This window comes from Wohlfahrtiimonas chitiniclastica (assembly GCF_002252325.1).
GTDB classification, from domain to species: domain Bacteria; phylum Pseudomonadota; class Gammaproteobacteria; order Cardiobacteriales; family Wohlfahrtiimonadaceae; genus Wohlfahrtiimonas; species Wohlfahrtiimonas chitiniclastica.
Window position 1 is genome coordinate 149,288 of sequence record NZ_NEFL01000002.1, and the last position, 13,641, is coordinate 162,928.

Genomic DNA, 13,641 nt, shown 5'->3' on the forward strand with positions numbered 1-13,641 from the left:
GGGGAGAGTGTTATGGAGATAATGCGTCGTGAGGAGTTTTTGAGCTCCATCATTAACAAACAAGCGACAACGAACGATCATGTGTTGCGCATTCAGTTTGAACTCAAACATGGGGATGCGGAAAACTTAGTGGGCGCATTATTAGACTATTTCATTGTCTCAGATGCTGAATCGAGCATCGATCGCACTAAAGTGACGAAAGATGGTATGTTTCAATTAGATGACGATTGGTTGCTCTTTTTTTATGATCATTTAGAAAAGAGTGTGCATCCGTGCACACCTTTGCCACGCAGTTGTAAAAGTGTCTTGACAGAAGATGTGCAAGGCACTTTTGATTTTATTGCCAACCCTTATTGATTTGATCGAGCATGAACATAGCCATAGAACTGTTAGGCGCCGATGCTAGGTTTCGCGCGAGCATTGCCCAATTTTTGAAATTGAAATCAAAAGATCGTTTTGTCCTTGCGGATAAAGGGACGATCACATTGATTGATGCCGACTCCATTGAAGGGAAAAAGGCATTACAAAAACATTTAGATGATCACACCATCATTCTCTCTGTCATGCCAGAGCAGTGGGATCATCCCTATTTTGTGAAAAAACCCATCAAAATTGATGAGCTCATGGCGGTGCTTGAAAAGGTTGCGGCCATCGCGCCTACTGAGGCTATTGCCGTTGAAGAAGCTCCACATGAAACCATTGCTGATGCACAAGCCACCGGTAACCCTTTTGCCAAATTTTTAGACCCAAGTTACATGGCAAAACATAAAGCGGGGCAAAATATGTTTGCGAAGATTGCTCAAAACGGCGCCGCTGCGCCAGAGGCGCCCGCAGAACCTGCATCCGCAAAGCTCGATTATCAGCTTTTTAGCACTTGGCAAGATGAGCTGACCGATCGAAAAGGGCTCACAAAATACACGTATGATAATTATTTAGAACAAACGGCCGGGAAAGATTTGTATGATTCTTCCTGTTTATATGGCAATCAAGAAGAATGCTTTGTGGACATGGCCGACCATGCGAGTGTGTGGCTTTTTGAAAAAGTCCTCAAAATGGATAAAAAAGGCCCGATCTACTATTTTGATTATCTCGATGGTATTGTATTTATATTTGCCGATGGTATTGTATTATCAAACTTAGCAGTGGAAAGATTGCATGATTTTTCAAAAGCCACAAAAGATGAGATTGTGCTCAAAGCCGTGGCCTCTGAGGCAGAATTTTTATCATTGTTAAATCGGTATGAGCAATATTCGTATGGGGATGCCTTAGGCATCATGTGCCGCGCGGTGTTGATGGGGGCAAATGGCCGAATCATCAATGGTAAAGACATCAAAGAGCCCTTAGGTTTAATGAAGCACGATGGGCAAGCGAAGATGGTTTTAACGCTGCCGCATGCAAAAGAGATGGAGAACATTTGGCGCTATCGCAATGTATCATTGCGCGATACTGCCGAATTACTCACGGAAGTCAATCCGTACCACATCTTTTCCTATTACACGATGTGCGATCTTTACGGTTATTTTGATCGCAAAGTTGAGGATCATAAAAACAGGAATCAATTGGATTTAAATACGTTGTTGTCAGAGTTACAAAAGCTATAAAGCAATTAAAGGTATAAATAAATGAAACAATATAAGATATTATTTGTCGGTCCTGTTGCCAGCGGTAAAACCACCGCAGTCAAAAGCTTATGCGGCGAAGATAATGTTGTGACAACTTGTAAAAAAACCAGTGATGAAGTGGCGTCAATTAAAGGCGATACGACAGTCTCTTTAGACTATGGTATTTTGCCGTTCAATAGTGGCTTGAAATTGCATATTTACGCAGCGCCCGGACAAGAGCGTTTTCATTTTATGCATGACATTTTAATGCAAGGCACCATTGGCACCATTTTATTACTGAGCATGCGCCACATTAAAGTCGAAGAAGTGGGTCAAATTTTATATGAATATTTGCAAGTGATCGAAAGCACGCCTTGCATCGTGGGTGTGACACAAACTGAAGGGTTTGATCAAGGGGAAATCGATCTATTTTTAAACGCAATTTTTCAATATCACCCATCGCTTTCTGATACAATGACCGCGGACGTTAGGAAAAAACATGATGTTCTTAAACTGGTCGAGAAGATGGTTGTAAAGGCTAACGAACGATGATAGGAAAAAAATATATTACAGTAACGGCCCAAGGCGCGTTATATGCAGTACAGAAGTCAACGACCAATCAGGCGGTGCGTAATGTCTTGTTGAAGTTGCTGAGTATGAAGGAAAGTCCCGAATTATCGGATGATTTGATTTGTCAATTGACCGGCTTTGCTGCTGATAAAATCAAATTGGCTAAAGCCATTTTTTACCAGTTAGAGATTATGCATTTCATTCAGGCGGAGACTAAAGTTGTCTCAGTGCCAATGATTAACTTCGAGAATGATCTGCCGTCAATGTTATCAATGTATTCTAGTTTAGGGAAAGCGTTACTTTCGGATCAACTAGGGTTCTTATTAGGTAACGTTGGTTTTCCTGATGAAGAGCTGAACGGAATAGCAGCAATGAGTACGCGTTTAGCCGCTTTGTATGATGATAGTTACGCAACGGTTTCTAATATTTTAGGCGGACATAGCCATGTTGGTGTGGGTATTACGAACTATCAGGGTATGACGCAGTTGGGTATTTATGCTATGGACGTTTCAGGTAATCAATTTACCTTGACGATTGCGGGTATCCCTTTTTTAAATCAAAAAGCTTTTCGAGATTTAATATGGGTGTTAGTATATCGATATGGCAATGTTAAGTTCAAAAAGAACTAGAGATATAATAAAAGGATAAGTATATGCGTGAAGAAGTGTTGAACTCAATTTTAAGTGAATTGAATGGTACATCTGCGGATATAGAGGCTTCTGCGATTATTTCGACAGATGGTTTAATCATGAGTTCACTCTTGCCGGCAAGTATGGACGAAGATCACGTCGGTGCGATGAGTGCGGCAATGTTATCTTTAGGTGAACGTATCGCTAAGGAATTAGCGAGAGGTGAGTTAGAGCAAGTGTTGGTTAAAGGGGCTTCTGGTTATGTCATTATGACATCTGCGGGTAATGATGCGGTTTTATCAGTCATGTGTAAGTCAAATGCTCGTTTAGGTTTGATCTTCCTAGACATCAAACGAGCATCCGAAGCAATTAAGCCGATGCTATAAGATGGCTAAAAAAGAAGCCCACTTTGACAGTGGGTTTTTTTGCGCCCTTAAAAAGTGAAATCTTTTGTATAATGAAACTTTTGGCTGAGATGGACAACTATGAGTGAACGAATCAAACATCCATTGATCATATTAGGATCAGGTCCTGCGGGATATACGGCGGCATTGTATGCGGCGCGTGCAAATTTAAAACCTGTGATCATCACAGGGATTCAGCAGGGCGGTCAATTAATGACCACCACAGAAATTGACAACTGGCCAGGCGGCGAAGCAGGTTTAACAGGGCCAGCATTGATGGCGCGTTTAGCAGAACATGCAGAGCGCTTTGGCACAGAGATGATTTGGGATCACATTGAAAAAGTCGATCTTTCAGGTTCTACATTCATCTTAGAAGGTGGCAGCAGTACGTATGAATGTGATGCCTTGATCATTGCAACGGGCGCGACCGCAAAATATTTAGGTTTACCTTCTGAAGAGGCTTATAAAGGCAAGGGCGTCTCTGCTTGTGCCACATGTGATGGCTTTTTCTATAAAGATCAAGAAGTCGTTGTGGTGGGCGGTGGTAACACTGCGGTGGAAGAAGCGCTCTATTTAAGTGGCATTGCCTCAAAAGTGCATGTGATTCATCGCCGCGATACATTCCGCGCTGAAAAAATCATGGTGGAAAAGTTATATCAAAAGGTTGAAGAAGGTAAAATTGAGCTCCATCTCAATAGCGTGTTGCATGAAGTGACGGGCGATGGCGCTGTGGTGCAAGGTGTGAATATTTTGGATGTGGCAACGGACGCCGTGAAATCTGTGCCCGTGCAAGGCGTGTTCATTGCCATTGGTCATCATCCGAATACGGATATGTTTACAGGGCAACTTGAGATGGTGGACGGCTATATCAAAGTGCGTTCAGGCATTGAAGGCAATGCGACGGCAACAAGCGTTGCGGGCGTATTTGCCTGTGGAGATGTGATGGATTCGGTGTATCGCCAAGCCATTACATCCGCAGGTACCGGCTGCATGGCAGCATTGGATGTTGAAAAATACTTAGAAACAATCAATTAAGGAGTTTATTATGCGTTACAACAAAATGGAAAATTTGGACCTCGTTGGTAAAACCGTATTGATTCGCGAAGATTTAAACGTGCCGATTCATGATGGCAAAATCACCTCTGATGCGCGTTTAGTGGCATCCATGCAAACCATCGAGCAAGCCTTAAAGCAAGGCGCGGGCGTATTGGTGATGTCTCATTTAGGTCGCCCTGAAGAAGGCGTATTCAATGAGGAGTACAGCCTTGCCCCTGTGGCAACATGGCTCAGCGACAAATTGGGCTTTGATGTGCCTTTAGTGAAAGATTGGATTGATGGCGTCACTGTTGAGCCCGGTAAAGTCAAATTATTAGAAAACACGCGCTTTTTAGTGGGTGAAGGAAAAAACAATCCTGAATTGGCGAAAAAAATGGCAGCATTGTGTGATGTGTTTGTGATGGATGCATTTGCAACGGCGCACCGCTCGGCAGCTTCGACAGTTGGCGTGGGTGATGCAGCAAAAGTTGCCTGTGCTGGGATGGTGTTGTCCCAAGAGTTAGATGCCTTGAAAAAAGGTTTAATGGCACCGGAGCATCCGATCGTGGCGATTGTGGGTGGTTCAAAAGTCTCTACAAAGCTCACCGTATTGAATCAATTGTTAGATAAAGTGGATGTGCTCATTACGGGCGGCGGCATCACCAATACATTGTTATTGGCAGAAGGCTTTAGCGTAGGTAAAAGCTTAGCGGAAGCTGATTTAGTGGCAGATGCCAAAGCATTGCTTGATAAAGCAAAAGCCACCGGTAAAAACATTCCATTGCCTGTGGATGTCGTGGTGGGTAAAGCCTTTGATGCGAATACAGAAGCCACCGTTAAGAAGATTGCCGATGTATCGAGCGATGACATGATCATGGACATTGGCCCAGAAACGGCAAAACTCTATGCAGAGCTCATCAAAACCTCTAAAACTGTGGTATGGAATGGTCCTGTGGGCGTGTTTGAATTTGCAAGCTTTGCAGAAGGTACCAAAGCTGTGGGGGATGCGATTAAAAATAGCCAAGCATTCTCGATTGCAGGTGGTGGGGACACTGTTGCAGCGATTGAGCAGTTTGGTTTAACGCCCAGCATCTCTTACATTTCTACAGCAGGCGGCGCCTTCTTAGAATTTTTAGAAGGCAAAGAGTTACCGGCCGTTGCCATGTTAGAAAGAAAAGCGAACTAAAGGATGAATATGAGTGACGAAATCTTAATTAATAAAACGCCATATGAAACGCGCGCCGCCGTGATGCGAGATGGTGTTTTACAAGAAATATTAATTGAGAGGACGGATCGAAACCTTTTGGTGGGCAATATTTATAAGGGCAAAGTTGTCCGAGTATTGCCCGGCATGGAAGCAGCCTTTGTGGACATTGGTCTAGAACGGGCTGCTTTCTTGCATGTCAATGACATTCATACGGTGCGCAATTCGTTAGAGTTGGAAAAGCAAGTGTTACCCGATGAAGATGAAGGCGGCACCAATGACGAAAAACCTGTGATCGCGCCGCCAAAAGCGGACATCACAGCCATTTTGCATCAAGGTCAAGAAGTGGTGGTGCAGGTGATCAAAGATCCCCTTGGCACCAAAGGCGCTCGCTTGACCACACAAATTTCCATTCCCTCTTGTTATTTAGTTTATTTGGCCGAAAGTGACGTGATTGGCGTCTCCATTCGCATTGAGCAAGAGGAAGAGCGCACGCGCTTGAAAGAGCACTTAACCCAATATCAAGCAGAATTGGGTGGCGCTTACATTGCCAGAACAGCCGCAGAAGGTGTCGATCCTTGGGTATTGCGTGCGGACATGCAGTTTTTATCGCGCCTTTGGGACAATGTGTCAGATCGCATCAAGCAATCAAAAGCGGGCGATCTCATTTATGGCAATTTCCCGTTAGAGCTACGCATTTTGCGTGATTATGTGGGGCGTGGCATTCAGCAAATTCGCGTGGATGCCGCTGAGCCTTTTGAAAAAATGCGCGGTTTTGCAGAGGATTTTCTGCCAGAAACATTGGACAATTTGCAGCTTTATAAAGGTTCGCGCCCCATTTTTGATCTCTATAATATTGAAGAGGAGATTGAAAAGGCGCTCTCTAATCATGTGTCGCTCAAATCTGGCGGTTATATCATCATCGAGCAAACAGAAGCGATGACAACGATTGACGTCAATACAGGCGCATATGTGGGGCATCGCAACTTAGAAGAGACCATTTTTAAAACCAATTTAGAGGCCGCAGGTGCAATTGCGCATCAGGTGCGTTTACGCAATTTAGGCGGGATGATCATCATTGATTTCATTGACATGACCAATCCTGAGCATCAGCAAAGCGTGCTCGATGAGTTGCAATCTCACTTAGCGATGGACAATGCACGCACAACGATCAGCGCGGTGACATCGCTTGGTTTAGTGGAAATGACTCGTAAACGCACGCGTGAAAGTTTAGAGCACATTTTGTGTGAAAAATGCCCAACGTGCCAAGGCAAAGGGTACATTAAAACCAAAGAGAGCATTTGCTATGAGATTTTCCGCGAAGTGGTCAGGGAAGCGAAGCAGTACCCAAACATCAGCGGCATTTTGATTTTAGCGGCGGCCGATGTGATCGAGCAGCTGCTAGATGAAGAGGCGCATCATTTGGCAGAATTGCAAACCTTCACGAAACTCAACATTAAACTGCAAGCTGAAGCCTTATATAATGTGGAGCAGTTTGACATCATTTTACTGTAGGAACGTATGACAAAGATTGTGGTGGCGATTACCGGCAGCATTGCCGCGTATAAAGCAGCGCACTTGGTGCGCTTATTGAAAAAAGCTGAGTGTGAAGTGCGCGTGGTGATGACTAAGGGCGCAAAAGCCTTCATTGCGCCGATGACGCTGCAAGCTTTGTCGGGTCATCCTGTGGTGGATGACATTTTAGATCCTGCCCATGAAATGGGCATGGGGCACATTGAATTGTCGCGCTGGGCAGATCAAATCATCATTGCGCCGTGCAGTGCGAACATGTTGGCAAAATTAGCCCACGGCTTAGCGGATGATTTAGTGAGCGCGATGTGTTTAGCCTCCCCAAAACCCATTCACATTGCCCCAAGCATGAATCGCTTGATGTGGTCTCACCCCATGACGGTGAACAATGTCCAAACATTAATGGGCAGCGGGCGCTATGTGATGATCGCGCCCGAAAGCGGTGAACAAGCTTGTGGCGAAGTGGGTGAAGGGCGCATGGCAGAGCCTGAGCACATTGCCGCGCGCTTAATGGCGGATCGCCAGCCTAAGAATTTACCACTCGAAGGGAAAAAAGTGGTGATCACCGGTGGGCCGACGCGTGAAGCGATTGATCCTGTGCGTTACATCAGTAACCATTCAAGCGGTAAAATGGCAGCAGCTTTGGCGGATGCTTTTCATTCAGCGGGAGCGGATGTCACTTTGGTGCTGGGCCCATGTGAAGCAAAACCGAATACTGCCGTCACCATTGTGCCGGTGGAAAGCGCACAAGAGATGCTTGCGGTGGTGGAATCTGTCATCACAGAGGCTGCCATCTTTGTAGGGGCAGCAGCAGTGGCCGATTACCGAGTGGAAACCATTGCCACACACAAAATGAAAAAAACAGCGGGTGAAGAGAGCATCACTTTAACGCTAGTGAAAAACCCAGACATTTTAGCCACCGTTGCCGCGCGTCAAGATAAACCCTTTGTGATTGGCTTTGCGGCGGAAACCGACCACGTCATTGATTATGCCAAAGGCAAACTTGCGGCTAAGGGGCTAGATATGATCTGTGCAAATGATGTTTCAAATGGTCAAGTCTTTGGGCAAGATGAGAATCATATTGTCATTATTGATACAAATCACACAGAATATGAACTGAAAACCGACACAAAACAAAACCAAGCAAAAGAAATTGTCCGTTTGGCGATAAAAAAGTTGGCCGTGCAAAAATAGATGTATCCTAAATACAACAATATAAATCATTGATTTATATTAAATAAATTTAAAAAAACTTTTCTGTGTAAATAATGCAACAACAAAATGTATTAAAAATGAAAAAAATAGTTGCATTAAAGTCACAAATAGTATTAAATTAGCCACATGGATAGATATGAGAGTTGACTCATTAAATATCTAAATTATTTTTAATCAATTTGGAGCTTAAGATATGAAAAAGAGCTTAGTAGTAGTAGCATTAGCGGGTGCAATGGCATTCACAGCAGCATCTGCTGAAACAGTTTTATACGGTTCTATCCGTTTAGGCGCAGAAGTTTCTAAAAACCATTACTCTGATGTAACTAATAAAGCTGGTGATATCACAGCTGTTCGCGAGAACAAACGTGGTTTAGAAATGAAAGATTTCGGTTCACGTTTAGGCTTAAAAGGTTCTGAAGATTTAGGTAACGGCACTAAAGTTATCTATCAATTAGAATGGGGTTTTGATGGTATGGCTGGCGACGCTAATGGCGAAGGCTTCAAAAACCGTTTAGCTTACATTGGTTTAACAGGTGACTGGGGTACAGTTGCGTTAGGTCGTCAAAACAACCCATTCACTGAATCTTTGAATGCTGGCACAATCGCTGACGAATTCAACGGTGATTACACTTCTGCATTGCGTATCGCAACAGGTCAAGTAGCATTTGGTGCACCTATGCCAACTCGTGTAGGTAACTCAGTTGCTTACGTTTCACCTTCTTTTTCAGGTTTCAGCTTTACTGTAGCTGGTATTGCTAAAGCACCTAAAGCTGTAAATGAGAATGTTGATGTTCTACTTCCGCCTGATGATATCAAGCTTTCAATCCCACAATTCAGCCCAGAAGCAACTTATAATGGCGCAGGTAACAAGAATAAAGGTTTTGACATCTACACTGTCGGTTTAAACTATGAACACGAATCTGGCTTTTACGCGAAAGCTGCTTACTTAGGTGCTGATCTATATAAAGATCAAAAACGTGTTAACACATACGGTTTGAACGTTGGTTTCATCAACGAACAATTCGGTGTAACAGCTGACTTCGGTGGCGCTTCTAAGGGTCGTAAAAATGGTGGTGTAAAAACATCTTCAACTGGTTGGGACGTAGGTGCACAATTCTCATTCGGTCCTGATTACTTCAGTACAGTACGTGCAACAGCTGGTCAATCTAAAGTAACTTATAAAACTGTAGAAGCAGATAAGTTAACTGATAAGATGACTGTTTGGGCTGTAGGTTTTGAACAAAAATTATCTACTCGTACAAAAGTATGGGCTGAATTTGCAAAAGAAAACCAAAAACTTAAAGTACGTGGTGTTTCTGAATCTGCAAAACGTCACAACGATGTGTTCTCTTTAGGTATCCGTCACGATTTCTAATCTGACCTGACTAAAGTCACATAACGTTATATACTATAAGGCCCGCATTGCGGGCTTTATTTTTATGGGGAGAATGTATGATTGGCGTGATCGGCAGCGGTTCTTGGGGCAGTGCATTGGCCATTCACATCGCAAAATGTCAGGATGTGATGCTATGGGGATTTAACAACGAAGATGTAGAAAGTATCAACAACACCCGCACCAACCCACGATATTTAGGGGACATTGTGTATCCTGAAAACATCACCGCCACGACACAATTAAAAGAAGTGGTGGATCAGTGTGATCAATTGGTGTTTGTGGTGCCATCTTTTGCCTTGCAAGGCATTTTACAAGAGATCAAGGAGTGTCAGCGCCCGGGCTTATCTTTCATCAATGCGACGAAGGGCTTAGAGCATGACAGCAATCGCTTTTTTTCAACCTTGATTGATGAGTTGTTTGATTACCCTGTGCAAGCGGTGTTATCGGGCCCAAGCTTTGCATCAGAAGTGGCGCGTCATTTACCCACGGCCATCACCATTGCCTCGAAAAATGAGCGCGATGCCAAATCCTTTTTGCCACTCTTTCATCATCACCACATGCGGGTGTACTTAAACTCAGATCCCATTGGCGTACAGCTGGCGGGCACATATAAAAACGTGATTGCGATCGCAGCGGGGATTTCTGCCGGTTTAGGTTTTGGTTGTAATGCACGCGCCGCCTTAATCACCCGAGGTTTAGCAGAGATGACGCGCCTTGGCACATCGCTTGGTGCATCGGTGGAAACATTTTTAGGGCTCGCGGGCGTCGGTGACCTCACCTTAACCGCCACAAGTACAGAGTCTCGCAATTACCGCTTTGGGCAATTCATTGGGCAGGGATTGACGAAAGAAGAAGCCTTTGAGAAGGTGTTTCAAGTGGTGGAAGGGGCAAACAACGTCATCAATATGAAAATGCTTGGTGAGGCGCAGGGCATCGAACTGCCAATCGTCAATGAAGTGTATCAAATCTTAATGGAGAATTTGCCGCCCCATTTAGCGATGAGCCATCTGTTAGAGCGCTCAGCAAAAAGCGAATAAGAAAAAAGCCTCGATTGCTCGAGGCTTTATAAATTTTTATACAGTTAACAAATCAACGACTATTTGTAACGAGTTTTTGCGAAATAACGGTCAAACTGTGCTTGTGTATTTAATGCGATGCTTTTAGCGTCATTTGCAGTTGCTAATGCTTCGTCAGCTGTTTTTTGTGCGTTTGTTGCACAGCCTGTAGCCACTAAACCTAAAGCGATTAAACCTGTTACTTTTAATAAACCTTTCATCGTATAACTCCTTGTTAAAGTTGGATAACAAATTGACTGTATTATCATGCCTTGTTTCTGGCATAAAAGCAATTCTCCAAGTGAATTATAGTCTATTTTAGAAAATCATACAGCCATGCATAAATTAAATCATTTTGCACAATATAGCTACTGTGGTCGTGATCTTTTAGAATAAATAATTGCGCGCCCTCAATGTTGTGGGCAATGGTTTCAAATGTTCCTTCGATGTATACATCGTTTTCTCCACCCATGATGAGGGTTTTTGCGCTAATCGCATGCAAATCCTCCGGCAAAATGTTCGGTTCTTCGAGCATCATTTTGTATAAAGGGTTTGGATCTAAGCGATACAAGCGCTCTACATAGCGTGTGCAGGCGGGCGTAAAATCATTGGGGGATAGATTCGGCCCAAGGAGCACAATGCGCTCTGCCAATTCAGGGTATCTCATGGCAAGCAGCATGGTGATGATTGAGCCATCACTGAAGCCCACAATGCGTACCGGCGCAAGGTTTAAGGCGGTGATGAAGGCGTGAATGTCCTTCATCATGGCATCATAATGATAATCAGGGTGCGCAGCACTTTTGCCATGATTGCGGCTATCGATGGCATAGCATGTAAAATCACGGCTGAGTTCTGCAATGAGCGGCGTAAATGTGGTGTGATCTTCACCATTGCCATGCAGGAAAAGGAGCGGCGCCCCTTTGCCCGTTTGTGTGTAGTAAAGCTCAACCCCATTGACCGAAATGGTTGCCATATGCACTCCTCAAAGCCCCATCATATCATTCCCACGCCGGTGGCAGGTTATAAAAGGCTGGGAAGTTTGCCTTCACATATGCTTTATAATCCTCACTATTGACGATCTCCACCAATGCTTGTGCCCAATCGCTGTTTTGCTGCCCATCTTTGACCACAATCCAATTGACAAAGAGTTTGCCAGGTTCAGTTTTTAAAATGTCATCCTCGGGGATTTTGGCATCTTGAGCAAAGTTCCCGTTGATGATGGCATAATCTAAATCCACGCGCGAGCGCACCACTTGAGCGGCATCAATGGCAACGATGTTGACTTTTTTGGGATTGTTGATGATGTCCTTTTCAGACACCGTGATGGGATTGGCATTCGGGTCTAATTCAATCCAGCCGAGGGATTCTAAAATGCGTAAGCCGCGCGCAAAGTTGGTGACGTTATTCGGGATGCCGATGCTGCTGCCTTCTTTGACATCCTCAAGGCTCGATAAACGTGCACGATAAATGGCAAGGGGCGCCGTTGGCACTTGGGCAAGTGGCACTAAATCCCCTTTGACCTGTGCATTGTATTCATCTAAATAAGGTTTGTGTTGAAAGAGATTCGCTTCAGCCGAGCCTTCAATCACCGCTTGATTCGGTAAAATGCCATTGGTGGTTTCACTCAATTGATAGCGAAAGCCACGCTTTTCAAGCTCAGGGCCAATGTGCTCGCGGATCATGTCTGCAAAATCTCCAGGCGATGAGATCAAACGCACCGTTGGTTGTGTGGTCTGTGCCTTTGGCGCAGGGTCAGAACACGCCGTTAAACAGAGTAATGTGGAAAGTAGAAGTAAGATTTTTTTCATGTTCAGTCCTTAAAATTGAGCCAAAAGATCAGCATAATGGGCACGTGCCACATCCGGATGAGAGCGCAAGCGGCCTTTGAGGAAGTTTTTACCAATCTCCGTAAAGAGCGGATTTTTTGGGTCTTGCGTGATGGCAAAATTGGCAGGCTGCAAATGCGCAGGCAGGTCTAACAGGGGCACCGTGGCATCTAATTGTGAGGTTAAGAAGAATGCCAGCGAATAGCGATCGGTGCCCACAGGCGGCGTTGTGACGCGGTGCTGCGTTGCTTTTAAATAACCTTGGGAAGCAATCTCTAAGAGCTCGCCAATGTTCACCACAAAAGTGCCACGAATGGGCGTAGCGCTGACCCATTGATCCCCTTTTAACACCTCAAGACCGGATGCTTCATCTTGGGACACAAAGGTTAAATAACCTGCATCTTTATGGATGCCAACGCCTTGTTTGGTGTCTTGTGTACCCGGGTAATGGATCGCTTTACACAATACAGAAGGCTTGTGTGCATATGTATGGGCAAAGGCATCGGCGGGTTGCCCAAGGGCTTGGGCAAAGGCGCTGAGGAGTTCTTTAGCCAATGCCACCTGCGCCGCTTGTAGGGCAAGTAAAGTGGGCTTGAGTTGCGGCAGTTGCGGCGGCCATTGATTGGGCCCCTGTAAACGCAGCCAAGGCTGATGGTCGGGAATGGACTCAAGTGGCAAGGCGTCATATTCTGGCATGTAGTCAAGTTGTTCGCGGCCATCGGGGCGTTCACGGGTGATCTCATTATAAAGGCGCGTATAGCCTCTAAAATGGCGTGAATGAATCATCTCGATGGCAAGCTTATCTTCAATGGGCAGCGCAAAAAATGCTTTTGATAAATTGAGCGCATCATCAATCAATGTTTGATCAATGCCGTGGTTTTTTAGGTAAAAAAAGCCAATGTTGTGTGTGACGTCTGCAAGCTCTGCAATAAAATTTGCTTGCGCTTCGCCGCCCGCACGGAACTGAGAAAAATCTAAAATGGGTAATGCATGTGACATGGGAATCTCCAAAACAAAATCAATTCAACCATGCCGATTGATTTGACTTGCCTATACGTGAAGCACGTAAGGAAGATCCCTATAAAAGAGATGGACGCTTTAGCTGTTATGCCCGCAAGCTGTTTTTTCAAATCGGCATACACATAGAATTAAAGTAAAAAATGAGCGTTGTCAAAC

At 44.6% G+C, this 13,641-nt stretch carries 15 protein-coding genes; 11 read left to right on the top strand and 4 right to left on the bottom strand.

Annotated elements, in window-relative coordinates:
• Window positions 1-12 precede the first annotated feature (12 nt).
• The 11 genes from B9T10_RS05895 (at window position 13) to B9T10_RS05945 (ending at window position 10,621) form a co-directional block, all read left to right on the top strand.
• Window positions 13-357, top strand: coding sequence for a hypothetical protein (locus B9T10_RS05895; RefSeq protein ID WP_246534846.1), 345 nt, complete (start codon window positions 13-15; stop codon window positions 355-357).
• A gap of 11 nt (window positions 358-368) precedes the next feature.
• Entirely contained in the window at window positions 369-1,601 is a 1,233-nt protein-coding gene (locus B9T10_RS05900) for a hypothetical protein (RefSeq protein WP_094488911.1), read from the top strand.
• Between the two features lie 21 nt (window positions 1,602-1,622).
• Window positions 1,623-2,153: a GTP-binding protein gene (locus B9T10_RS05905; protein ID WP_008316291.1), complete on the top strand. Its 531-nt coding sequence runs from the start codon at window positions 1,623-1,625 to the stop codon at window positions 2,151-2,153.
• A complete protein-coding gene (locus B9T10_RS05910) occupies window positions 2,150-2,800 on the top strand; it encodes a hypothetical protein (RefSeq protein ID WP_008316294.1) in 651 nt (216 codons plus the stop codon). The genes B9T10_RS05905 and B9T10_RS05910 overlap by 4 nt, the downstream gene beginning before the upstream one ends.
• 23 nt (window positions 2,801-2,823) lie before the next feature.
• On the top strand, window positions 2,824-3,186 hold the full coding sequence (locus B9T10_RS05915) for a roadblock/LC7 domain-containing protein (RefSeq protein ID WP_008316295.1): 363 nt from the start codon (window positions 2,824-2,826) through the stop codon (window positions 3,184-3,186).
• A 99-nt stretch (window positions 3,187-3,285) separates the two neighbouring features.
• Window positions 3,286-4,239, top strand: a complete 954-nt coding sequence (gene trxB, locus B9T10_RS05920; RefSeq protein ID WP_008316296.1) for a thioredoxin-disulfide reductase — start codon at window positions 3,286-3,288, stop codon at window positions 4,237-4,239.
• A gap of 10 nt (window positions 4,240-4,249) precedes the next feature.
• Window positions 4,250-5,425 (top strand): phosphoglycerate kinase, encoded by a 1,176-nt coding sequence (locus B9T10_RS05925; RefSeq protein WP_018122488.1) that lies wholly within the window; start codon window positions 4,250-4,252, stop codon window positions 5,423-5,425.
• Window positions 5,426-5,434: 9 nt separating this feature from the next.
• Entirely contained in the window at window positions 5,435-6,958 is a 1,524-nt protein-coding gene (rng, locus tag B9T10_RS05930) for a ribonuclease G (RefSeq protein WP_008316298.1), read from the top strand.
• A 6-nt stretch (window positions 6,959-6,964) separates the two neighbouring features.
• On the top strand, window positions 6,965-8,167 hold the full coding sequence (gene coaBC / locus B9T10_RS05935; RefSeq protein ID WP_094538080.1) for a bifunctional phosphopantothenoylcysteine decarboxylase/phosphopantothenate--cysteine ligase CoaBC: 1,203 nt from the start codon (window positions 6,965-6,967) through the stop codon (window positions 8,165-8,167).
• Between the two features lie 214 nt (window positions 8,168-8,381).
• Complete coding sequence (locus tag B9T10_RS05940) at window positions 8,382-9,563, top strand: porin (protein ID WP_094538081.1); 1,182 nt, start codon at window positions 8,382-8,384, stop codon at window positions 9,561-9,563.
• A gap of 77 nt (window positions 9,564-9,640) precedes the next feature.
• On the top strand, window positions 9,641-10,621 hold the full coding sequence (locus B9T10_RS05945; RefSeq protein WP_094538082.1) for an NAD(P)H-dependent glycerol-3-phosphate dehydrogenase: 981 nt from the start codon (window positions 9,641-9,643) through the stop codon (window positions 10,619-10,621).
• Window positions 10,622-10,680: 59 nt separating this feature from the next.
• On the opposite strand, the gene B9T10_RS05950 is transcribed toward B9T10_RS05945, so the two are convergent.
• The 4 genes from B9T10_RS05950 to B9T10_RS05965 all read right to left on the bottom strand — a co-directional run bounded on the left by B9T10_RS05950 (window position 10,681) and on the right by B9T10_RS05965 (window position 13,464).
• Entirely contained in the window at window positions 10,681-10,860 is a 180-nt protein-coding gene (locus B9T10_RS05950) for an alanine-zipper protein (RefSeq protein WP_008316302.1), read from the bottom strand.
• Window positions 10,861-10,952: 92 nt separating this feature from the next.
• Window positions 10,953-11,612, bottom strand: coding sequence for an alpha/beta fold hydrolase (locus tag B9T10_RS05955; protein WP_094538083.1), 660 nt, complete (start codon window positions 11,610-11,612; stop codon window positions 10,953-10,955).
• Window positions 11,613-11,637: 25 nt separating this feature from the next.
• The gene (locus B9T10_RS05960) at window positions 11,638-12,447 is read right to left on the bottom strand and encodes a MetQ/NlpA family ABC transporter substrate-binding protein (protein WP_008316305.1); all 810 of its coding nucleotides are present in this window, start codon (window positions 12,445-12,447) and stop codon (window positions 11,638-11,640) included.
• A gap of 9 nt (window positions 12,448-12,456) precedes the next feature.
• Window positions 12,457-13,464 carry an isopenicillin N synthase family dioxygenase gene (locus tag B9T10_RS05965; protein ID WP_094538084.1) on the bottom strand — a complete coding sequence of 336 codons (1,008 nt, stop codon included), beginning with the start codon at window positions 13,462-13,464 and terminating at the stop codon, window positions 12,457-12,459.
• Window positions 13,465-13,641 lie beyond the last annotated feature (177 nt).